This is a genomic window from Arthrobacter sp. M4, from assembly GCF_020251205.1.
Classification (GTDB): domain Bacteria; phylum Actinomycetota; class Actinomycetes; order Actinomycetales; family Micrococcaceae; genus Arthrobacter.
The window spans coordinates 34,091-56,321 of record NZ_JAIWYX010000017.1 but is presented as its reverse complement, the minus strand read 5'-3'; the positions used below and the strand labels follow the sequence as shown (position 1 = coordinate 56,321).

Sequence of the window (22,231 nt, the reverse complement as noted above, 5' to 3'; positions counted from 1 at the left end):
TTCAAGGCTGTTTCAGTGTCTTCATGAAATTCACTGAACTTTGCTGAACTTTGAATCGTTTCATTGTTACGATTCAAAGTACTCTGGAATTCAGACGGGTGTCAAGGAGTTCCAACCGTCTGCTTGTCGGCCTCCCACAGGCCCAATTAGTCCCCCAGGGAGAAGTGAATGAGCATGACTCGGGCAGCAAGCATCAAGGATGTGGCCAACCACGCGAAAGTGGCGGTGGGCACGGTGTCCAATGTCCTGAACTATCCGGACAGGGTCTCCAAACGAACCAAGGAGAGGGTCCTCAAAGCCATCGACGAGCTCGGCTTTGTCCGCAACGACGCCGCACGGCAGCTGCGCGCGGGCCAAAGCCGGACTATCGGCGTCGTAGTCCTGGATGTCGGAAACCCATTCTTCACCTCGGTGGTTCGTTCAGCGGAAGACGCCGCGGCACTCAATGGCAGCGCGGTGCTGCTCGGGGACAGCGGGCACGATTCCGACCGCGAATCCCACTACATTGACCTTTTCCAGGAACAGCGCGTCCAAGGCTTGCTGATTTCCCCCGTCGGCGATATTTCCGAACGCATGGAAGCCCTTCGTGAGCGGGGACTCCCAACGGTCCTGCTTGACCGGAAGGCCGATGAGACCGGCTTCAGTTCCGTATCAGTGGATGACGACGCCGGCGGGTACCTTGCAGCGCGGCACCTCCTTGACCTGGGGCGCCGTCGGCTGGCGTTTGTGGGCGGCCCGACGTCGATCCGCCAGGTGTCCGACCGTTTGCAAGGCGCCACCCGCGCTGTGCAAGAAGTCTCCGGTGCCAGGCTCGAGGTGCTGGACTCGGAGAACATGACCGTCCTGGCCGGCCGCCGCGTGGGCAACAAGCTGGTGGAGCGCGACCCAGCCGAACGGCCCGACGCCGTGTTTTGCGCGAACGACCTGATAGCCCTGGGCGTTATGCAGTCGCTCACCATGATGAACGGCATCAAAATTCCGGACGACATTGCCCTGATCGGCTATGACGACATCGACTTCGCCGTGTCCGCCGTCGTTCCACTGTCCTCCATCCGCCAGCCCACGGAGGCCCTGGGACGCACGGCCATCGAACTGTTGGCCGAAGAGCTGGATACGCAGCACCCGCAGCACCGCGCCGTGGTGTTCACACCCGAGCTTGTGGTGCGGCAAAGCACCGCAGGCGTGGGAGCGCCGGCGGTGCTGACAGCGGTTTCCTAGAAATTAGCCAGCCAGCTTCCCGTGTATAGGGACCCGAGTGCAGCGGACCGTTCAAATTCAAACCTGTGCGGGTTGCCTTCGGCTAAAGCACCCATGCTGAGCCCACATCAGAAGGATTGCCGCCCGCCTCAAAAAAGAGACGGACGGCAGGTTTTCAAAACGGCTCAGAGCTTTTCGACCACCAGGTTCCTATACGCGGCCCGCAAAGGGGCCATCTGCCGGAAGCCGATCCTTCCACGTCCGAGGATCCGGTCTGAGGGATCCTCCCAATCGAACAGCAACAGCCCATTGATCGAGAAGGCCACGCGAGGCCCGTCCTTGATCACCTCCAGGCGGTAAAAGTCGACGGCGTCTTCCGTGGGAGGCAGGGGATCGGCGCCTTGCGCAACGAGCTCAAATCCGGCGCTCTTGCGGAGATTACACGTCCGGAAGGCCCGCTCCGACTCATACTTGTGCCGGAAGTAGGACACGTGCAGGGCGTCCATGTCGCCAGAGTGGTACTGCGGGTAGTAGCCGGTGCGGCGCGCCAGGCGGGGAGAGAACAGGTCCTCTCCCCCATGCCCGGCCGCCGAAAAGAACACCATTGCCAAACCGGGTTCCTCCAGCGGAAGGAACTCCCAGCTGATCCGGATGCTGTCCGGGAACATCTCCGGGCACCACAAGGTCCAGTGCGCGTGGTCGCCGAACTCGACGTCGTCCAAGGATCCAGACAACTCAAGTGCTGTCCCGGCGCCAGGCGTTCTGCCGCCGTCGTACTTTCCGGCTGGATAGGTTCCGGCCACGACGGGCCCCTCGGCCACCCAGCCGTCGACGGCGGCGGGGCCGTTGAGGGGGTTGGCGTACAGCAGCTTTGCGGTCTCCAACAGACGGCCCCTAGGCCAGTGTTTCGGCGAAATCGGGCTCTGGCTTGTAGCCCAGGACGTCGAGCTGCTCGGCGACGTGGGCGGCGATGCGGCGGGCGCCCTCCTCGTGGAAATGTGTGTCGTCCTGGAGGCCTCCTGCCCAGTGCGCGTGGGCGCCCGGGGCGAAGTGGAAGAAGAGTTGCTTGGATTCCTCCTCACCGAGCCCCAGGTACAGGGAGCGGGTCCAAGCGTTAAGGTCGACGACGTCCACGTCCAGTTCCCTGCCCAGCTCACGGACTGTGGACGCGTACTCGGCCAGGGTCTCCTTCAAGACGCCTCCCTCGAAATGGCGACGCTCCGCGGACGTGCAAAGGATCGGCACCGCCCCTTTCGACCGGACTTCGGCCACCATACGGCCGAGGTTGTCAGCGTAGCCACCCCGGGCGGAGAGGTGGGCACGCTTTTGGTCGTTGTGGCCGAACTGGATGAGGACCAGGTCACCCTTCACGGCCTGATGCAGAAGTTGGTACCACAGACCTTCCTCACGGAAAGACTCTGTGGTGGCGCCGCCCTTCGCGTAGTTGTGCACGGCAGCCCACCAATACACCCGCTGCGGAAGCTGGGCGCCCCAACCGCTCATTGGATACTCGTAGCTGGGGCAGGCCGCAACGGTGGAATCGCCGGCAAGCAGGATTTTCATTGTGTCCTTTCAGGTCTGGTTGGTGAATCAACCCTTGACGGAGCCGATCAGCATGCCCTTGGCGAAGTGTTTCTGCAGGAATGGGTAGAACAGCAGGATGGGCAGGGTGGCGACGACGATGACCGCAAATTTGATGCCTTGTTCCGGCGGGACGTAGGTGGGATCTACATTGCCGGTTCCCAGCAGATCGGCGGAGGCGGTAACTTGGCGCAGGTACATCTGCAGGGTCCACATGGAATTGTCGCTCAGGTATAACAGCGGGGACATAAAGTCGTTCCAGATCCCCACGGCATAGAACAGGGCGAACGTGGCCAGCACCGGTTTGGAGAGCGGCAGCAGGATTCGCCATAGGATTCCAATTTCGGTGGCTCCATCCACCTTGGCGGATTCTTCCAGCTCGGTGGGAAGGTCCTGGAAGAAGTTCTTGATGATGATCAGGCTGAACGGGTTGATCGCCGCGGGCAGGATCAGCGCCCAATAGGAGTTGAGCAGGCCCAGGTCCTTGACCAGCAGGAAGGTGGGGATCATGCCACCTGAGAACACCATGGCAAAGACCACCATGTTCAGGATCAGCCGCCTGCCGGTCAACCCCCTCTTCGCCAGCGGGTAGGCCATGGTCACCGTGAGCGTGAGCTGAATCAAGGTTCCGACTACGGTGACCAGCACTGTGGTGATCAGGGCCCTAAGGAACGTGGGGGTGGCGAAGATGTAGTCGTACGCAGCAGTGGTGAACTGCTCGGGCCAGACGAAGAACGGGCGGCGGGTGATTTCCGCGTCCGTGGCGAAGGAGCCGGCAAACACGTACACAAGTGGCAGCATGGCCAGGATGCCGATGGCGGCAAGGAAAACGTAGTTGGCGGCGTCGAAAATGCGTCCGCCAGTAGTGTTGTAAACCTTCATCAGAACAATCCGCTCTGGTTGAACCGCTTCGCGACCCAATTGGTACCGAAGATGAGCACGATGCCCACCACGGATTTGAACAGGCCGACGGCGGTGCTGTAGCTGTAGGCGCCCTGGGTGATGCCAACGAAGTACACATACGTGTCGAACACGTCTGCCACGCTCCGGTTCAGGGCGTTGGTCATGAGGTAGATCTGCTCGAAACCGGTGTTCAGGACCTGCCCGACAGCGAGGATGAGCATCACGATGATCGTGGACCGGATGGAGGGCAGGGTGATGTGCCAGATGCGGCGGAACCGTCCGGCGCCGTCGATCACGGCGGCCTCGTATTGCTCCTGGTCCACGGTGGCCAGGGCGGCCAGGAAAATGATGGTCCCCCAACCGGTGTTTTTCCAGACGTCCTGAAGGACTATAAGGGGCCTAAACCAGTTGGGGTTGGACAGGAAATCAACGTGTGTGCCGAACACCCCGTTCAGGAACGTGAATAGCGGTCCCACGTCCAGGGCGAACAGCAGGAAACTTAGCGACGCCACGATAGTCCACGACAGGAAGTGCGGCAGGTACACGAGCGTCTGCACAGTGCGCTTGAGTATTGTCAGTCGCACCTCGTTGAGCAGCAGCGCCAGGACGATGGTCAGCGGGAATCCAACGCCCAGGTTCAGGAACGCCAGGATCAGCGTATTGCCCAGCAGCCGGGGAAAATCGGGGTTGGCGAAGAAATCCTGGAAATGCCGGAAACCAACCCACTGGCTGTCGTTGATCCCCAGGAAGGGTACGAAGTCCTTGAATGCGATGGTGACCCCGTACATCGGCCCGTAACGGAACACGATGAAGTAGGCCAGGCCCGGAAGAAGCAGCAGGTAGAGCCACTTGTAGTGGGCGAAGTGCACCGCGAAACTGCGACGCCGCCGGGGCGCGGGCGGCGTGCGCTTTGAAGAAGTCGCCTCCCGCTCCCCGGACTCAAGCTGGGTCACAGTCACTTGCGGCTGTCCTGCCACAGCTTGTTGATCTCGTCCTTCACCTTGTCGCCGCCGCTGGTATTCCACAGCTTGATGGCGTCCTTCAGACCCTGCTCGTCGATCTGGCCAGCCAGGTACTTGATGCGGGCGTCGGCCACGATGTTGTCCAACTGGACACCCTTGGCAACATAGGTGGGAGAGACCAGCGAAGCTGCAGGGTTGTAAACGGCGCTCTTGAGGTCCTCAGCCATTACCTCGATACGACGGTCGTAGACCTTCTGTTCGTAGTCGCTGGCCTGCTTGGGCTGGTAGAACTGGTTGCCCGCCACGTTCATTCCCAACTGGGCCAAGCCGCTCTTGACGTCGGCGTTGACCGCTTTGGCCTCAGGCGTTTCCGGGCTTACCGGGACGGCCTTGCCATCCTTGACACTGAAGTTGACACCCTCGATGCCGTTGTTCAGGACAATGGCGGCATCCTTGGAGTTGAGTTTGTCGAGGAACTTCAGGACCTGGTCGAGATCGGCCTCCGTGCGAACCTTGGCCTTGGGGATGGCGATGAAGCCAGCGTAGCCGTCGGTGGGGTGGGCCCTGAGTTTACCGTCGGGTCCGGTGAGGTTGCCTACGAAGCCCACCTTAGTGGTGTAGTTGGCGGGATCAGCCTGCTTGAACAAGCCGACTATCTGGCTGACACGGGAGTCTACATCGACGATGATTCCGCCTTTACCGTTGAGGAACGGCTCGTTCCATTTGGTGCCGTCAAATGTAGCGAAATCTGCGTTGATCAGCTTCTCGTCAACCATCTTCTTGATGAAACGGTCAGCCTGGAGGAACTCATCGGTTTCGAAGCTCGGGACTAGCTTCCCGTCACGCTCGGTCCAACGGTTGCCGGCGCCGAACCATTCTTCGATGATGTCGTAGGGGCTGTTGGTTCCAAGCGCGCCCCACTTGGGGATGGTGATTCCCCAGGTATCGTTCTTGCCGTTGCCGTCGGGGTCCCGTTCCGTGAACGCCTTGGCGATGTTGTAGAGGTCCTCTACTGTTTTGGGCGGCTGGAGTCCCAGCTTGTCCATCCAATCCTGGCGGAACATTACGGATGCACGAATGGGTGAACGGCCGCGGAACACCCCATAGACCTTGCCGTTTACCGAGGCGTTCTTTTGGACCTCCGGCATGGTGGTTTTCAGGTTGGGGTACTTGGCGAGCTTGTCCGTCAGGTCCCAGAACGCCCCGGCTTCCGCGTTCTTGACGAAGCCCGGCGACTTGCTCTGGATGATCATCACGTGCGGGATTTCCGACGATGCGAGCGTGATGTTGGTCTTTTCTTCGTATGAGCTGTTCGGGACCCACGTGACGTTCAGGTTTTTGCCCGTGATTTCGTCGAGCTTCTTCATGGCGGCACCATCGGCGGCCGGTGGCTGTGCTTCGAAGTAGGGCGCCATCATGGTGATGGTGCCAAGGTCCGACGATGCTCCGGACGACGCTCCGGAGCAGCCGGACGCGGCGAGCGCCGCGGCCAGGACGGCCGCTGCACCAGCAGTGCGCATGAGGGGACGGGACATGATCTCTCCTTCGAGGTCGAGTAATTGGTGCGGGTAAGTCGGTTGTTGACGAGGTCTCTTGGTCGGCGAGGCTCGGGTCGCAGCTGGGTTCCGTGGCGTGGCTAGGTTCCGTGGCGTGGCCAGGTTCCCCGACGCCGTTGGGTTGACGGGCGTTGTTGGGTTCCGCGGTGCCGCTAGGCTCAGCGACCCTTCCATCGCTGGCAGACCGAGGAACTGTTGAACTCTTGATACGTTTCACTGACTGCCAGGGAGAAGGGTGTCGGCCACGCCCGCACCCTCAGCCAACTTCCCGGCCATTTCCTCGTCATTGGCGGTGAAGAAGCGGTCGCACAGCCATCCTGTGAGGTACAACCAGGCGCCAATACCAAAGAAGGGAATCAATCCAGGCACCACGCCGCACGCGAAAATCGCAGCCGCAGTCACCAAGAGCAGCACGGCCGTCCCAGCCAAATGCCGAAGGGCAAAGCGGGGGGACATCACCAAATACTTGGGGAGCGGGAGTTCGTAACGGGCATACATAGGGAACAGGTGGCACGCAGCACCGACGGCAATCAGCGCGGCGAGAAGAATTCCGATGGCAGCGAACTGCGAGCCCAGGTCGGGAGCGGCGGAGAAATAGTTCCAGTTCAGGGCCAGCACCGCGAGCACGAGAAGCACCGGGACACCGAGGGCATTGCCCTTGGCAAAGTGGCCGAAGTATTCACGGACGAAGCTGCGAACCAACTTGGCTCCATCACCGCGGATACGACGACGAACAAGCACATGGGCCGCCGCCGTTGCGGGTCCAACGCCGAAAACCACACCGCCGAGCAGGGTAAAAGCCAGCCACAGCATGTTGAGGCAGGCGATCCAAGCCACAGTGTCGAATAATGCGTAGGCTCGAGGGCCAAAATTTCCAGATGTGATGACGCTCCCCTCTCTCCGTCATTGCAGGACGGGCCATAAGTGTCCCAAGTCACATCAGTAAACGCTTTCTCGAAAATCTAGACTCAAAAGTCAGCAAGGGTCAAGATGTTTTTTGAATCGTTACATAACGCCAGAGACGCGCTACACTAATCGCAAGCGACGGCGGGAAAGCGCCTTCCGCCTCGGGAACTTTTATCAATGCTGTGACGAAGGCGTCAGGTGCCCCCGTTACGGTGCCAGCAGAGGAGAACCATGGACACCCCGTCCGCCGAGACCACCGATCAATCCGGCACAGTCGAGTCCGGCGAGCACCAAGCCGAGCAGCGCGAAATCGTTACCAGCGGGACCGAGGTGCAACAAGCTCCAGTGGTGGCGGCCCGAATTGCCTTGGTTGGCGTCCACGGATTCGGGGCACACCACCTGGCCAATCTCCGTCGCTTGGAAAACCAGGGCGCCGTGAAACTCGTAGCCGTTGCCGATCCCAACCCGCCAGGCCCCGGCGAACTGCCCGAATCAGTAACCGTCCATAACTCGCTGGATTCCCTGCTGGCCGGGAACCATCAACCGGACGTGATCATTGTGGCCACGCCGATCCAAACCCATGCTCCGCTGGCCCTTGCCGTGTTGGCTTCATCCGCTGACCTTTACCTCGAGAAGCCGCCTGTGGCATCCATGGCAGACTTCCTCCACCTCCAAGAAGCCGCCGAACAAGCCGGTCGCAGTGTGCAAATCGGATTCCAGAGCCTCGGTTCCCACGCCTTGGCCGCAATCGATTCAATGCTCGCCAACGGTTCATTCGGCGAGCTTCCGGGCATCGGGGAACTTCAAGGCATTTCCGCCACAGGCCGCTGGATTCGTGACCGGGCCTATTACAAGCGCTCCCGCTGGGCTGGCAAACGCAGCATGGACGGAGTGGACGTGGTGGACGGCGTAGCCACCAACCCGCTGGCTCACGCAATCGCCACCGCGCTGAGGATTGCGAACGCCATGAAAGCCGATGACCTGGAATCCGTGGAGACCGACCTCTATCATGCCAACGAGATCGAGTCCGACGACACATCAGTCATCCGCATCCGAACCACCAACGGATTGCCCATCACTTGCGCGCTGACACTGTGCGCCACAGAATCCGTGGAGCCGTACGTGACGCTCCACGGCACAGAGGGCACGGCAACCTTCCATTACACCCAGGACCTGCTGACCATCCGTTCTGGCCTCGGCGAAACGCAGCACGCGTTCGGCAGGGACGACCTCACCGAGAACCTGCTTCAGCATCTGGCCGCAGGCGCACGCAGCGAAAGCGTGCCGCTCCTGAGCCCTTTGGAAAACAGCGGCGCCTTTATGCGCGTGCTGGAAGCAATTCGCACTGCCGAGCCACCGGCGCAGATTCCTGACTCGGCCATCGACTGGCACGGCGAAGGCGATGCGGCCCACCCAGTAGTCCGCGGCATCGAGGACGCCCTGGAGCGGGCCACCAAGGCACATGCGACGTTCAGCGATTTGGGGCTGCCGTGGGCGCGCCCGGCATCGCCGGACTACATGCGCCCGTTGTTCGCCGGCGAACCATCCACACTGCCCGCGACCGACGGCGACACACCCACCCAGCCGTCTCCCGCCGTCGTACTTCGCAGCGGCGGGGTCCTCCCCCAAAGCCTCAGCCCCCGCCCCTACCTGCACCCCGTATCCACGCTCGCCGGAACCGTGGTGACAGATCATCTGGCGGCCGACCACCCGTGGCATCTTGGTGTTGGCATCGCCATCCAGGACGTCAACGGCGCCAACCTCTGGGGCGGCAGGAGCTACCGACGGTCCGCCGGCGCCTACCTCGCGCTGAAGGATCACGGCCGCATCACCCTCAACCACATCCGGCAGCCGGACGCCAACACCACGCAGCTCGCACTCCGGTGGACCGGTCCCGACGGCGCCGCGTTGCTCGACGAACAACGGACCCTGAGCCGGACCGTCCTCGATGACCGCACGTGGCGCCTGGATCTTCGGACCGAACTGACCGCCGTCGTGGACGCCTCGCTGGGCAGTCCCGGATCACACGGCGCAAGAGGCAGCGGCTACGGCGGCTTCTTCTGGCGTCTCCCGGCTATGACGAACCCTCGCGTTTTCACTCCCAGGGCCGAGGGCGAACCGGCAGTGCACGGCACTGTCTCGCCGTGGTTGGCATGGACTGGAACGTTTGGCGGCACAGAAATGTTCGACGGCGGCGGCTCACCTGGAGACCGGACCGGCACCTTGGTGTTCGCTGCACCGCCGGAAGCGTCGGACCCTTGGTTTGTCCGCATGGCTGGTTATCCGGCGGTGGGATCGGCATTGGCCTGGGACAAGGCCGTGGAACTGGCCACCGGTGAGACGTTGCGCCGCAGCTACAGCATCTGGATCAGCGACGGCATCCTGCCGATAGCGGACATCCAGCGCCTCGTGGCAGAACGGTGACGGCGGGCTCGCCGCTCAGGGCGGCAGGACTCACCACGGACGGACTGAGCGACGGTTTGACGGCCGCCCCAGCCCGATTCCGCTCGGTGCTTGATTATCCCAGTCACCTCTGCCGCGGGACCTGAGCGGGCAGCGGCTCGTTATGCCTCCCACGCGGCCAGGGTGAAAGAGGCAGTCAACACCTTCTTAAGGGTGGACAGCGCCTACTACTTTTGAACACCGAAAGGCGAGGTATGGACAATGCCGAGTCCCGGGAGTATTAATTTCGCTATCTGGGGCTCGTCATGGGCTGGCTGCTGCGCTGGGGGAGCGCGCGGCAACTGCGGGCAAAGGCATATTGTCCTGCGGTGAAAGGTGCCCAGTGAGACGTCCCTCGTGGAAATCCATGCTGATTGGCTTAACCGGCGCCCTATTGGCGCTTGGCCTCAGCCTCCCCGCACAGCCCGCCTCCGCAGCCACGGTGTATGCGTTTGGGGTCTTCGGGGACACCCCCTACGGGTCCACGGCCCTCAACGGCCTGCCGGCACGCATTAATCAGCTGAACGCAGATCCCCAGATACAGTTGGTGTCCCATTTGGGCGACATAGGCTCCGGCAATTGCGCTGACTCCTATTACGCCAAAATCAAATCCGCCTTCGACAAATTCGTGGATCCCCTTATCTACACCCCGGGTGACAACGAGTGGGCCGACTGCCATAAAGCGTCAGTGGGCAAGGCAAATCCATTGAACAGGCTCACCGCAGTCCGGAAAGTCTTCTTCCCAACGCCTGGGACTACCCTCGGCCAAAACGCGATGTCCGTTACAGCCCAGAGCGGTTATCCGGAGAACGTTCGTGTTTCCAAGGGCGGGATCACCATAGCCGCCGTGCACGGCGTCGGCTCCTACAATGACCTCGCCATCTGGAGCGGCCTGGGCTACACCTCAGTGCAACCGTCCCAAAAAGCAGAATTCGATGCCCGTACGTCGGCAGACGCGTCCCACATCAAGGCCACCTTTGCCCAGGCCACGGCCAGTCATTCGCGTGCGGTTGTCCTTCTTACGCAGGCCGACATGTTCTGGGGCTCCCCCGGCTCCACATACCGCGAGGCCTTCAAGGTTGTAGTCCGCACCATCGCGGCCGAGGCCAAGGCCTATGGCAAACCCGTATTCCTCTTCAATGGGGACAGCCACGTCTTCCTCAAAGACAATCCGCTGGCTTCATCGAAGTGGCTTTCCTTCTACGGAATCACGGGCGCAGTGAACAACCTGACCCGCTACGCGATCGAGGGCGGATCCTCCATGAACGAGTGGCTGCGAGTGAAGGTGGTTACGGAATCAAACGTCATCAGCGTGGAACGGGTCGCCTTCAAGTAATTAGCCGTTGATTGCTCCCGGCCGCGTTTATTCTCACAAGTTCGGTCAGGGTTATCCCGCCGTCGATTTTCGACGACGTGAGCCACGCGCCAGGAGCAACCCGATTGTGCCCGCCGAGGCCATGCCCAGCGCGCCAGTCGCCACTAACCCTGTTCGTACGCCAAACTCCTCGGTCAGCCATCCGGCCAGTAGTCCACCCAGGGCGTGACCTCCCAGGAGCATGGGGAAATACAGCGCCAGGACACGACCCCGTACCGCCGCGCCGGCCTCCAGCTGCACGGCGGTTGCAGCGCTGGTAAGGAACAGCAGGGTCATAAAGCCCACCAGGACCAACAAGGCCACAAAGAGTTCCTGCGTGGGCATCAAGGCTGCCACCAACTGCGACAGCCCGAACAGTCCCGCAGCCACAACAATCCCTCGGCGGCCAAAGCGCTTGAACTTGGCCGCCACGAGGGCCCCGGCCAACGCGCCTACTGCGCTCACCGCGTTAAAGAGTCCAAATCCGGCGGGGCCGCTGTGCCACACTCGATCGGCGAAGGCCGCCAGGACCACTGGCCCGTTCATCCCAAACGCCCCCAGCAGGCCGGCCAACAGCATAGTCAGCAACAGTGGCGGCCGAGCCAGCACAAAGCGGAAGCCAGCCAGCATCTGCCCCCGCCCTCGCTGAGGAGCCTCGCCGAAATAGAGTTCGTGGGGCCGGATCAACAGGATCATGACCATAACGGACCCGCAGACCAAGGCGTTTGCCGCGAAGGCAGACGCAGATCCGAACTGGGCAATCACCACTCCCCCGATCGCCGGCCCCAGCATAGCTCCGAGTTGCCCCACGGCGTTGTTCAAGCCGATTGCCGCTGGGAGCCTTGAATCACCGGCCACCTCATTCACAAGCGCCTGGCGGGCCGGGCCATCAACGGAGCTGGCCAAGCCCAGGACTACGCAACTGGCATAAACAAGCCACACCTGAATAGTTCCCATCGCGTCCGAAATCGCCAAACCTGCAGCCAGTACCGCAGCGACAGCCTGGCATATCAGCAGGGTCCGCCGCTTGGGATAGATGTCGGCTAACACGCCGCTGAGCGGACCCACAAACAGCATCGGCAGAAACTGCAGCGCGACGGCAAGACCCACCGCTGCAGGGCTGCCGGTGAGTTGCAGGATCAGCCAGTCCTGCGCCAGCCGCTGCATCCAAACCCCCGTGCTCCCAACAAAACTTAGGCCCACGTAGAGCCGGTAGTTGTGAAGCGCGAAGAGACGGTACCAGGGCTCGGTTTTGGCGCCATCGAGATGGGTAACGCCGGCTGCGCCGGCGGAGGACAAATTGGAGTTGTGGCGCGGAGGCAACACTGGAGTGCTCTGCTCTATTCAAGAGTTGGGTGCGGGTCAAAGGTTGGGTGCGGGTCAACGGTTGGGTGCGGGTCAACGGTTGGGTGCGGGTCAAAGCGCGGGTCAACGGTTAAGCGCAGGTCAACGGTTAGTGCGGGTCAACGGTTAGGTGCAGGCTAATGTTCAGCGGTGCGATTCAGCGTCGGAGTGCAAATCAGCAAATAGTGGGGAACCTTGGCGCTACGGGGAGGAGCGAAGCAGCGCCACACGGCCCATACGGGCCCGGGCCTGGCGGGAAACCATTTGTGGACTAGCTCAGCGCGCCGCGCGGGTGGCGGCGCGCATCTTGATGGACGCCGCAGCCAGGATCAACGTCCCTGGAACCACCACAAACAGCGCAGGAAGCATCCAGACGAAAACCACGGACATAAACAGCGCCACAAGCAACAGGAGGGTACCGGTCCAGTCCTTCAGGGATTCACTCTTCGCCAGCGCGAAAGCTCCCGCCCAGGTGCCACGCCCGCCTTTGCCACCGTCGTTATGGCGTTCAAAAGCCGTGCTCCAGCAGGCCGCCGTCCTGAGGAGAAGGACGGCACCCGCTGCCGCGACCGCCTGCGTGGCCGGCAGGACAACGCCGCGTGCCGGCAGCTGCCCAACAAAAGCAAGCAAAAGATTAAGGACGACGACGACGGTGACCGCAGCCGTCGTCGCACCTGCCTTGAGGCTGCCGGACAGGGCCAGGCGGAAGGATGCCCACAGGCTCCGCACCGAATCTTCGCGGCCGGCGAGGTGTCGGTCGAGGTGGGCGACACCGGCGGCGTAGGCCGCCGGTGCTGTCACCACGGGCAATGAGAGGACGAGCACGAGGATGCCGGTGAGGAGAGTCTCGGAGATGAGGGTGAAACGATTGACGGGGACGCCGGGCTCATCTTTGGGACGCTTGCGTGCAGATTCCATGAGGCTCATTTCCAGCGATCCGTCCTAGCCCTTGAGTCCTTGGGTGGAGACGCCTTCCACAATGTAGCGCTGGAAGATGAGGAAGAACAGCAGCACGGGCAGGAGAGCGAGGACGGACATGGCGATCATGGCGCCGTAGTCGGAGCTCTGGGTCTGGTCCACGAAGAGGCGCAGGGCCAGCGGCAGCGGATACATCTCCGGGGAGTTCAGGTACAGCAGCGGACCAAGGAAGTCGTTCCAGCTCCAGATGAAGGCAAAGATCGAAGAGCTGATCAAGGCGGGCTTCATCAACGGAAGCATGATGGACCCGAAGATCCTAAAGTGTCCGGCGCCGTCGATGCGGGCGGCCTCGTCCAGGTCACGGGGCAGGTTGCGCATGAACTGGACCATGAGGAACACAAAGAACGCGTCCGCGGCGAGGAACTTTCCGATCAGCAGCGGTACATAGGTGTTCACCAGGCCGAGCTGCTGGAAGATGATGTACTGCGGAATGATCACCACGTGAAACGGCAGCAACAGGGTGGCGATCATCATGCCGAAGAACAGGTTACGGCCGGGGAAGTTGATACGGGCGAAGGCGTAGGCCGAAACGCTCGCGGACAGCACCGTTCCGATGACGGCTCCAACGGCGAGGATGATCGAGTTGGTAAAGAACTGCGCCGTGGAAACTCCGCCAATGCCGTCCATGGCGGTGACGAAGTTGTCCAGGCTGAAGTTTTCACTCCAGAGAGCCGGGTTGCCGATGATCTCACTGTTCGGCTTGAGCGAAGAGGCCACCATCCACACGGCCGGGTACAGGACCACGCCGACGAGCGCCAGTGCCACCACGTTGAAGACGACGGCGCGCAACCGCTTTGCGCTGCGGGAATCGGCCTTCGGATTGTATTCCTTGGGGTTGTCCTGGCCTTCGGCCAGCGCTGGGGCTGTTGGGCTGCTCATGGTTTCACGCTTCGTTGTTGTCATGGTGGTCACCGGGAATCACCGCTGTAGTGGACCCAGGACTTCGAGGTGCGGAAGAACAGCAGTGTGATGATGCCGACGACAATCACCAGCAACCATGCCATCGCGGACGCATAGCCCATCCTGAAGTCACTGAACCCGCGGAGGTACAGGTAGAGGGTGTAGAACAAGGTGGATCCGGCCGGGCCACCTTCACCGTTGGAGATGATGTAAGCCGAAGCGAAGATCTGGAACGCGTGGATGGTTTCCAAGAGGAGGTTGAAGAACACCACCGGGGAAAGCATCGGGAACGTGATGTTCACGAACTTCCGCACGCGCCCGGCACCGTCCATGGATGCAGCCTCATACAGCTCTGTGGGGATCTGCTTGAGGCCGGCCAGGAAGATCACCATGGGGGCGCCGAATTGCCAGACAGTCAGCAGGATCATCATCGGCATGGTCATGTTCGGGTTACCAACCCAGCCACCGAGGTTGATACCGAAGAAGCTCAGGCCCTGGTCCACGGGACCGTTGTCGCCGAACATTGCCTTCCAAACGATGGCAATCGAAACGCTCGCGCCGATCAAGGACGGCGCGTAGAAGGCGGAGCGATAGAAGCCCTGGCCCCGAGTGGCGTTGTTCAGCAGCAGTGCCACAGCGAGCGCGGCGGCGAGCTTTAGCGGCGTACCAAAGACGACGTAGCTCAGCGTGACCTGGACCGACTGGAGGAACCGGTCATCGCTGAAGAGGTTGACGTAGTTGTCGAATCCGATCCACTTGGGCGCTTCGAAGAGGTTGTAGTTGGTGAAGGACAGGTAGAGCGAGGACAGCATCGGCCCCACGGTCAGGACGATGAAGCCCAGGAGCCAGGGCAGAAGGAAGGTGTAGCCGGCGCGGACATCCGCGCCCCGCGGCCCGGTGCGCCGGGCCAGCGGGACGCTCGTAGCGCCTCTGCGTCGGGTCAGGGTCTGTGTCACGAGGGGATTCCTTATTCGGTGGGTGACAGCGTGTGCAGTCGCAAGGGCCTAGGCGTTCTGCTTGATGACGTCTTCAGCTTCCTTGAACCACTGGTCCACTGCGCCGTCGATGGTGAGCTTGCCGTAGTTCAGGTCCTCGCTGGTCCGCAGGAACGCGGCTTCCAAGGTGCCGAAGCCGACGATGGGCGGCTGGGGTGCATCCTTGAGGTACTTCTCAATGGACTTCTCGTAATCGACCACTGCCTTGTCGGCACCTTCGAAGGTTGTTCCCTCACGCTGCGTCTTCGACGCCGGAACACCGCGGGAAGTCTTGAAGATGTTGCCCACCTCAGGATCGTTGACCATAAAGTCGATGAAGCGAGCGGCAGCTTCCTTGTACTTGGTCTTGGCGCTGGCCACCATCAGCATGGAGGGCTTGAGGAACAGGCCAAGGTTGCCTTGGTCGTCCGAAGGGACGGGAACCAACTTGAGCTCCTTGGCACCGGAGTCCTTCAGGTAGGCGGCCATGAAGTTGTCCCAAGTGGACTCAGAAGCTGCGGCGTTGGCGCCGAAGGCGCTCTTGGGCTTCAGCTGCGTGGCTCGGTCCGGCGGGATAATGGCTGGCGTGCCGCGAAGGTCGGAGGCCAGGCTCCACCATTCCTTGAGGTTGTCCTTGCTGAAGCCGAGCTTGCCTTCATCAGTGAAAGCCTGGATGTTCTTCTGGCGAAGCCAAATGTTGAACTGCCACCAGACTCCGGTGAAGTCGGCACCGCCGAAGTACTTTCCGCCGCTCTTGGCGCCGACGTCGCCCAGCCACTTCTTGTATTCGGCGTAGCTCCATTTGCCAGTGGGCTCGGCGACGCCGATTTCCTTGAGCTTGGCAGGGTCGTAGTAGACGGCGAAGGCGTTGGTGCTGGTGGGGATGCCGTAAGTCTTACCGCGGACCTGGCCGGAAGGCAGGAGGGTCTTGTCGAAGCCGTCTAGGTTGATCTTGACTGTGCCAAGGTCCAGGAGTTGGTTCCGCTGGGCATAATCCCGGAGGTAGGAGAGGTCCCACTGCATAACGTCCGGCAGGCCACCACCGGCAGCTTCGGTAGCGCGCTTCTGCCAGTACCCGGCAAAGTCCGTGAAGTTGCCGTTGATCTTGATGTCCGGGTTCTTGGACTGGAAGAGGTCGATGGCCTTGCGAGTACGTTCAGCGCGGTCGTCGTTGCCCCACCAGGTGTAGTTCAGGGTAACGGGATTCTGGGCGCTGCCCTGTTGGCTTGGCGACTGGCCGCAGGCGGCCAGGGCGGCCGCCGAAACGGTACCGACAGCAACGGTGGTGAGAAAATTCCTTCTGCTGATCATGGGAGCCTCCTTGCTCGTGTTGCATAGGCCGCAATCAAAGTTCGAGAACGTAGCAGTGATGTGGCTTACATGCTTTCTGAAACGATACAATACAGATTGTTCCAACATCGGGCAAGCGTTTTCCAAAGATCTGATTTCTATCCTGTCAGTCCCTAAACCGCTAGACAAAGGAGTCCCGTGCCTACCCTCAGTTCCTCCTCCCCCGCGTCTGTGTGGGACAGCGTGGACGGCATCGCCTTCGGTGGCGACTACAACCCTGAACAATGGCCCCGCGATGTGCGCCTCGAAGACATTGAACTGATGAAGGAAGCAGGCGTGAACCTGCTCAGCGTCGGCATCTTCTCGTGGGGCCTGCTGGAGCCGCGCGAAGGCGAATACGACTTTGAGTGGCTGGACGAGGTGATGGACAACCTCGCCGCGGCGGGCATCAAAGTGGCGCTTGCAACAGCGACGGCGGCTCCGCCCGCCTGGCTCGTTCGCAAGCATCCGGAAATTCTGCCTGTCACGGAGGACGGCACCGTCCTGGAGCGCGGCTCGCGGCGCCACTACTCGCCGTCGTCGGCTGTTTACCGGCGGTACGCAGCGGGCATAACGCGCTCCCTCGCCGAACGCTACAAGTCCCACCCGGCGCTGGCGCTGTGGCATGTAGACAACGAACTGGGCTGTCACGTCACCGCCTTCTACGGAGAGGAAGACGCCGCTGCATTCCGACGGTGGCTGGAACGCCGGTACGGGTCCATCGAGGAGTTGAACGAGGCGTGGGGGACGGCTTTCTGGTCACAGCACTACGACACTTTCGAAGAGATCATCCCGCCGCGGCTCGCGCCAACAAGCCTCAACCCTGGCCAGCAGTTGGACTTCATGCGGTTCAACTCATGGGCCCTGAAGGACTATTACCGCAGCCTTCTCGCCGTACTGCGCGAGGTCACTCCCGGCATCCCCGCAACCACCAACCTCATGGCAAGCAGTGCAACCAAACTGTTGGACTACTTCGACTGGGCCAAGGACTTGGACGTCATCGCCAACGACCACTACCTGGTGGCAGCGGATCCGGAACGGGAAATTGAGCTCGCTTTCAGCGCCGACCTCACCCGCGGTATCGCCAGTGGGTCACCGTGGATGCTGATGGAGCATTCGACGTCGGCGGTCAACTGGCAGCCGCACAACCGGCCCAAGATGCCCGGTGAAATGCTCCGGAACTCGCTGGCCCACATGGCTCGCGGCGCCGACGCCGTGATGTTCTTCCAGTGGCGGCAAAGCAAGTCCGGCTCGGAGAAGTTCCACTCAGCGATGGTCCCGCACGGAGGCCGGAACACACGCATATGGCGTGAAGTTGTGGAGCTGGGCTCCGTTTTGGGCCGCTTGGCTCCGGTCAAGGGATCGCGGGTGGAGTCCCGCGTGGCCATCGTGTTCGACTATGAGTCCTGGTGGGCATCCGAACTAGACTCCCATCCCAGCCAGGACGTCCGATACCTCGAATTGATGCGTGGCTTCCACCGAGCCATGTACTTGCGTGGTGTCACGATTGACTTCGTGAACCCCGCGGCTGACCTGTCCGGCTACGATCTGGTCCTGGTGTGCACGCTCTACTCCGCAACTGACGCCGCCGCTGCCAATATCGCCGCGGCCGCTGAAGCCGGGGCTACAGTGCTGGTGAGCTACTTCAGCGGCATCGTGGACGAGCACGACCACGTCCGACTTGGTGGTTACCCCGGGGCCTTCCGCGAGCTCCTTGGAATCCGGACTGAGGAATTTCACCCGCTCCTTCCTGGTGAAAGTGTCACGCTGGGCAGTGGATCGCTTGTGGCGGGGCGGAAGGGCTCTGTGTGGAGCGAACACGTGCAGGTTGTTGACGGGACAACTGAGGTCCTGGCCTCCTTTACCGGGTACCCGCTCGACGGCGTCCCTGCCGTTACGCGGCGACCGGTAGGCACCGGTTCGGCCTGGTACCTCGCCACGCTATTGGACGCCGAGGGTATCGACGCGCTCGTGGGCCGCCTGCTGAACGAGGCCGGTGTTGTTGCCAGCGCTGAAGCCAGCGCCGGGGTGGAACTCGTCCGTCGTTCGCATGCCGATGGCCGTCGCTTCCTCTTCGCTATCAATCACGGCAGCAGGGACGCCACCGTGAAGGTCGACGGCGAGGACTTGCTGGGTGGCGGACGTTTCGGTGGCGTTGTTCCGGCGGGAGCGGTCGCAGTGGTTGCGGAGGATTGACGAATCCCGGTCGATGGGGCGGTCCCGTAACGCTAGGCGACCTCGCGCACTCAGTCCGGCGACCGTCGTCGGGCAGACTGTGCGGAATGAAGTCGCCTGTGCCCCGGGAGGAATCCCCTACCTCCCGGGGCACAGCGCGTGGGCGCGGTCACCGCCGCCGGCGCCTGCCCGCCGTCGTCGGTCACGAGCTGCCGAGCATCGCGATCATTACGAGTCGCCGCCCAAAGTGCCGGCGTTAGCTGATCGCGGACTTCATTTCATCCACTGCCTTCTTGCCGGCTTCCTCGGTGGAGAGCCTATTGAAGAGAACCTCCGAGGTGTAACGCTTGATGATTTCCTGTATGGCACCCGCACCTTTCGGGGGTGGCGCAGGAGCTTCACCAAGCTCGTTCTTGATCTGGTCGATGAAGCTGACCACCTTGGTGTCTGCTTTGGTTAGCTTGGATGAGATGGCATCCCGCACTTGTGAGTTCGGATAGACGCCCCGGTCAGCCAGCAGGGCCTCGCCGGCCTTCACGTCATTGGTGAGGAAATTGATGAATTTGGCAACCTCCTCAGGGTGCTTGGTGCGGGAAGACGCGGACCAGAACTGTGATGCCTTGTACCAAAGCTTCGTGTCCGAGGCTTTGCCGGTCTTGGTGGGGAAGCGCAGGATCTGCAGTTCACCGCCGGAGGCCTTTTCCAGGGCGGGGAGCTGGTTGGACCACCAGAAGGCCAGGCCGTTCTTGCCTGTGGCTAACCCGCTCTGGTCCAGCGGTGCGGCCTCCGCCTCCACTACCTCCGATGCGGAAGGCACGGCCTTGTTCTGGCTCATGTCCTTCAGGAATGCCCACCACGCAGCAATATCGGAAGGTTCGAAACCCAGCTTGCCATCCCCGGTGTAAAGCGACTTGCCGTTCTGGCGCAGCCACACCCCAAGGGACGCCTCGTCAGTCCCGTAGGCAGCCGAGCCGTACGTGCCCTTCGGGGACTTGGCGGTTACCTCAGCCGAGATTCGGGCGTAATCCTCCCAGGTCCAGGTCTTGTCATCAGGTATGGCTACTCCTGCCGCCTTGAAAACGGCGGGGTTGGCCAGGATGGTGGCAGCGTTGATGCCTGCCGCGATGCCGGTCAGTCCCTTCTTGCCTTTGCCCGCGTTCAGGGCTGCCTCGTCCAGCTTGGACGTGTCGATCTGGTACTTGGACAAATCAAGCAAAGCCCCCCGACTGGAGTACTCCGTGATGTACTTCTCGTCCATCTGGATAATGTCCGGCGCGTCGTTAGCCGCGACCTGCGTGGCCAGCTTGTCCCAATAGCCGCTCCAGTCGCCGTATTCAGGCTTGATTTTGATACCGGGGTTCTGCGCTTCGAAAGCCGCAATGGCAGCCTGCGTCAATTGGGCGCGCTTGTCGCCTCCCCACCAGGAGAAGCGAAGCTCAACCTTGCCGTCTGAGCTCTTGGGGGCTGAGCCCCCGCCGCAGGCACTCAGGGCCAAAACGGCGGCGGCCGCAGCTGCAACGACGCCGGACGCGCGGAGTCGACGTCGGCTCCGGGCCTGCTTGGCCTCCGCGCCGGAAGTGGCTGCTGCTGCAGCCCTGGCAAATAGCGGCACTGGGTTCTCCGATCTTCGTTGATCTTGAATGCGAGCGAGAAAACGCTTTCTCGGCTCTTATGATATAAGTGCGAATCTTGTATTACAAGATGTTTCTTACTTGATACCCGTGGTGGCGATGCCTTTGATGAGGAACCGCTGGCCAAACAGGAACACCAGGAACACGGGAAGCAGCGAAACGATGGACATCGCAAACAGCGAACCCCAACTGGTGGCTGACTGGGAGTCGACAAAAGCCCGCAGCGCCACCGGAACCGTGAACATATCCGGATCCGTCAGATAAATGAGCGCACTGAAGAAGTCGTTCCATGTCCAGATGAACGTAAAGATCGCAGTGGTTGCGAGTGCTGGAACCATGAGCGGCAAGATGACACGGAGGAAGATCCGGGGATGGCCGGCACCGTCAATCCGGGCAGCCTCATCCAACTCCTTCGGGATCCCGCGGATGAACTGGACCATCAGGAAAACGAAGAACGCATCGGTCGCCAGCAGTTTGGGCACAATCAGCGGCCAGAACGTATTCACCCAGCCGATCTGGGAGAACAGGATGTATTGCGGCACGATCACAACGTGGAACGGCAGCATGATGGTCAGCAGCATGATGCCAAAGAACAACTTCTTGCCCGTGAACTGCAGTCGGGCGAAAGCATAGGCCGCCATGGAGCAAGACACCAGGTTTCCCAGGATCGAGCCCAGCACAACGATCGCTGAGTTCACCATGTAGTGACCGAAGGGATGTGTCAGGGCGGACCAACCGCCCGTATAGTTGCTCATTTCCAGGCTCTGCAGCCAGAGCCCGGGCTCGCGGAAGATCAATTCGTTCGGCCGCAACGATGAGACAACCATCCACAGGAGTGGGTAGATCATCACCGTGCCAGTGGCAATTAGGATGGCGTGCTTGATGAGCGCCTTGACCCGGGCGCTCCGGCTGAAGGTCAAGTTGCCCCGGGACTCCCGGATCGGTGACTTGCCTCGAGGCTTCCCCTGCCCGGGATGCCTCCTGCCCTGGTCTGAGTCAACGGCTGGGAGGGTCTGAAGTTTAGTCATCGTAGAACACCCAATACTTTGAAGCGACGAAGTTGATGGCTGTGAACGCGCCGATGATCACCAGGAGCACCCAGGCCATGGCAGAGGCATAGCCCATGTCGAACTGGCCGAAGCCCTTTTGGTACAGGTACAGCGTGAAGAACATGGTCGAGTCCGACGGGCCGCCATTACCGCCGGAGACAATGAACGCCTGGGTAAATGACTGGAAGGACCCGATGATCTGGAGCACCAGATTAAAGAAGAGGATGGGGCTCAGCATCGGCAGAGTAATCCGCCAAAACTTCTGAAGCGTGGTGGCCCCGTCAACTTCGGCGGCCTCGTAGTACATGTTGGGGATCTGGCGCAGCCCGGCAAGGAAGATGATCATCGGGCTGCCGAAAGTCCAGACGTGCAGCAGGATGATGGAACCCAATGAAGTACTCGGGTCCGAAATCCAGCCAGGGCCCTGGATGCCGATCATTGCGAGAAGTTGGTTCACCAAGCCCGTGGTGCCGAAGATCTGCTTCCAGAGGATGGCCACGGCCACTGATCCGCCCAGCAGCGAGGGGAGATAGAACACAGAGCGATAGAAGGGAAGCCCTCGCAAGCCTTTGTCCAGCACCAACGCAATCAGCAGGGCCACCGCCAGCTGCAGCGGGACGCCCACCAGTACATACGTGAAGGTCACCCGCAGGGAATTGTGGAGGCGGGCGTCACCGAACATCCGGAAAAAGTTGTCCAGGCCCACCCATTCGGGCGGCTGCAGGAGGTTGTAATCCGTGAATGACAGGTAGAGGGACATGAGCATGGGACCGATGGTGATGACCGCCAAGCCCAGGAGCCACGGCAACAGGAAGATATAAGCCGCCTTGTTGTCCCTGCCATTGGCCTTCTTTTCTTCCGCCGACATCGGCCCCTTCCGGCGGGACATGGTGGAGAGTTCGCCGATCGCGCTCATCGCCTCCCCCTCGTGGCTCCGGGAACGCCTTGCG

General features: G+C 61.4%; 18 protein-coding genes. 4 read left to right on the top strand and 14 right to left on the bottom strand.

Annotated features, from left to right (window positions below; all coding sequences use genetic code 11):
* The first annotated feature begins 174 nt into the window (after positions 1-174).
* Entirely contained in the window at positions 175-1,218 is a 1,044-nt protein-coding gene (locus LD110_RS20045) for a LacI family DNA-binding transcriptional regulator (RefSeq protein ID WP_225501534.1), read from the top strand.
* 164 nt (positions 1,219-1,382) lie between these two features.
* On the opposite strand, the gene LD110_RS20040 is transcribed toward LD110_RS20045, so the two are convergent.
* The 6 genes from LD110_RS20040 to LD110_RS20015 form a co-directional block, all read right to left on the bottom strand.
* Positions 1,383-2,081 (bottom strand): DUF1961 family protein, encoded by a 699-nt coding sequence (locus tag LD110_RS20040; protein ID WP_225501511.1) that lies wholly within the window; start codon positions 2,079-2,081, stop codon positions 1,383-1,385.
* Positions 2,082-2,091: 10 nt separating this feature from the next.
* Positions 2,092-2,760 carry a rhamnogalacturonan acetylesterase gene (locus LD110_RS20035; RefSeq protein WP_225501509.1) on the bottom strand — a complete coding sequence of 223 codons (669 nt, stop codon included), beginning with the start codon at positions 2,758-2,760 and terminating at the stop codon, positions 2,092-2,094.
* A gap of 27 nt (positions 2,761-2,787) precedes the next feature.
* Complete coding sequence (locus LD110_RS20030; protein ID WP_225501507.1) at positions 2,788-3,660, bottom strand: carbohydrate ABC transporter permease; 873 nt, start codon at positions 3,658-3,660, stop codon at positions 2,788-2,790.
* Positions 3,660-4,640: a sugar ABC transporter permease gene (locus LD110_RS20025; protein ID WP_225501505.1), complete on the bottom strand. Its 981-nt coding sequence runs from the start codon at positions 4,638-4,640 to the stop codon at positions 3,660-3,662. The genes LD110_RS20030 and LD110_RS20025 overlap by 1 nt, the downstream gene beginning before the upstream one ends.
* Complete coding sequence (locus tag LD110_RS20020; protein ID WP_225501503.1) at positions 4,637-6,178, bottom strand: extracellular solute-binding protein; 1,542 nt, start codon at positions 6,176-6,178, stop codon at positions 4,637-4,639. The genes LD110_RS20025 and LD110_RS20020 overlap by 4 nt, the downstream gene beginning before the upstream one ends.
* A gap of 234 nt (positions 6,179-6,412) precedes the next feature.
* Positions 6,413-7,036, bottom strand: a complete 624-nt coding sequence (locus tag LD110_RS20015) for a YesL family protein (protein WP_225501501.1) — start codon at positions 7,034-7,036, stop codon at positions 6,413-6,415.
* A gap of 300 nt (positions 7,037-7,336) precedes the next feature.
* On the opposite strand from LD110_RS20015, the gene LD110_RS20010 reads away from it, so the two are divergent.
* Positions 7,337-9,529 (top strand): DUF6807 family protein, encoded by a 2,193-nt coding sequence (locus tag LD110_RS20010; protein ID WP_225501499.1) that lies wholly within the window; start codon positions 7,337-7,339, stop codon positions 9,527-9,529.
* 385 nt (positions 9,530-9,914) lie between these two features.
* Positions 9,915-10,883 carry a hypothetical protein gene (locus tag LD110_RS20005; protein WP_225501497.1) on the top strand — a complete coding sequence of 323 codons (969 nt, stop codon included), beginning with the start codon at positions 9,915-9,917 and terminating at the stop codon, positions 10,881-10,883.
* A 51-nt stretch (positions 10,884-10,934) separates the two neighbouring features.
* Here LD110_RS20005 and LD110_RS20000 read toward each other — a convergent pair whose 3' ends face one another.
* The 5 genes from LD110_RS20000 to LD110_RS19980 all read right to left on the bottom strand — a co-directional run bounded on the left by LD110_RS20000 (position 10,935) and on the right by LD110_RS19980 (position 16,408).
* On the bottom strand, positions 10,935-12,104 hold the full coding sequence (locus tag LD110_RS20000; RefSeq protein ID WP_225501532.1) for an MFS transporter: 1,170 nt from the start codon (positions 12,102-12,104) through the stop codon (positions 10,935-10,937).
* Positions 12,105-12,521: 417 nt separating this feature from the next.
* Complete coding sequence (locus LD110_RS19995) at positions 12,522-13,172, bottom strand: Poxvirus protein I5 (protein ID WP_225501495.1); 651 nt, start codon at positions 13,170-13,172, stop codon at positions 12,522-12,524.
* Positions 13,173-13,187: 15 nt separating this feature from the next.
* Positions 13,188-14,126 carry a carbohydrate ABC transporter permease gene (locus LD110_RS19990; protein WP_374200368.1) on the bottom strand — a complete coding sequence of 313 codons (939 nt, stop codon included), beginning with the start codon at positions 14,124-14,126 and terminating at the stop codon, positions 13,188-13,190.
* Between the two features lie 5 nt (positions 14,127-14,131).
* Positions 14,132-15,079, bottom strand: coding sequence for a carbohydrate ABC transporter permease (locus tag LD110_RS19985; RefSeq protein WP_225501491.1), 948 nt, complete (start codon positions 15,077-15,079; stop codon positions 14,132-14,134).
* Positions 15,080-15,127: 48 nt separating this feature from the next.
* Entirely contained in the window at positions 15,128-16,408 is a 1,281-nt protein-coding gene (locus LD110_RS19980) for an ABC transporter substrate-binding protein (RefSeq protein ID WP_225501490.1), read from the bottom strand.
* Positions 16,409-16,585: 177 nt separating this feature from the next.
* Between LD110_RS19980 and LD110_RS19975 the strand changes: the two genes are divergently transcribed.
* Positions 16,586-18,622, top strand: coding sequence for a beta-galactosidase (locus tag LD110_RS19975; protein WP_225501488.1), 2,037 nt, complete (start codon positions 16,586-16,588; stop codon positions 18,620-18,622).
* 235 nt (positions 18,623-18,857) lie between these two features.
* On the opposite strand, the gene LD110_RS19970 is transcribed toward LD110_RS19975, so the two are convergent.
* The 3 genes from LD110_RS19970 to LD110_RS19960 form a co-directional block, all read right to left on the bottom strand.
* Complete coding sequence (locus LD110_RS19970) at positions 18,858-20,213, bottom strand: ABC transporter substrate-binding protein (protein ID WP_225501486.1); 1,356 nt, start codon at positions 20,211-20,213, stop codon at positions 18,858-18,860.
* Positions 20,214-20,309: 96 nt separating this feature from the next.
* Positions 20,310-21,260: a carbohydrate ABC transporter permease gene (locus LD110_RS19965; RefSeq protein WP_225501484.1), complete on the bottom strand. Its 951-nt coding sequence runs from the start codon at positions 21,258-21,260 to the stop codon at positions 20,310-20,312.
* Positions 21,253-22,197 (bottom strand): carbohydrate ABC transporter permease, encoded by a 945-nt coding sequence (locus LD110_RS19960; protein WP_225501482.1) that lies wholly within the window; start codon positions 22,195-22,197, stop codon positions 21,253-21,255. Before LD110_RS19960 ends, LD110_RS19965 begins: the two co-directional genes overlap by 8 nt.
* Positions 22,198-22,231 lie beyond the last annotated feature (34 nt).

Coding starts and splice junctions, on each gene's coding strand:
- LD110_RS20030 (WP_225501507.1), bottom strand. CDS start 3,660: ATGAAGGTTTACAACACTACTGGCGGACGCATTTTCGACGCCGCCAAC.
- LD110_RS19965 (WP_225501484.1), bottom strand. CDS start 21,260: ATGACTAAACTTCAGACCCTCCCAGCCGTTGACTCAGACCAGGGCAGG.
- LD110_RS20020 (WP_225501503.1), bottom strand. CDS start 6,178: ATGTCCCGTCCCCTCATGCGCACTGCTGGTGCAGCGGCCGTCCTGGCC.
- LD110_RS19995 (WP_225501495.1), bottom strand. CDS start 13,172: ATGAGCCTCATGGAATCTGCACGCAAGCGTCCCAAAGATGAGCCCGGC.
- LD110_RS20005 (WP_225501497.1), top strand. CDS start 9,915: ATGCTGATTGGCTTAACCGGCGCCCTATTGGCGCTTGGCCTCAGCCTC.
- LD110_RS20035 (WP_225501509.1), bottom strand. CDS start 2,760: ATGAAAATCCTGCTTGCCGGCGATTCCACCGTTGCGGCCTGCCCCAGC.
- LD110_RS20045 (WP_225501534.1), top strand. CDS start 175: ATGACTCGGGCAGCAAGCATCAAGGATGTGGCCAACCACGCGAAAGTG.
- LD110_RS19960 (WP_225501482.1), bottom strand. CDS start 22,197: ATGAGCGCGATCGGCGAACTCTCCACCATGTCCCGCCGGAAGGGGCCG.
- LD110_RS20010 (WP_225501499.1), top strand. CDS start 7,337: ATGGACACCCCGTCCGCCGAGACCACCGATCAATCCGGCACAGTCGAG.
- LD110_RS19980 (WP_225501490.1), bottom strand. CDS start 16,408: ATGATCAGCAGAAGGAATTTTCTCACCACCGTTGCTGTCGGTACCGTT.
- LD110_RS19990 (WP_374200368.1), bottom strand. CDS start 14,126: ATGACAACAACGAAGCGTGAAACCATGAGCAGCCCAACAGCCCCAGCG.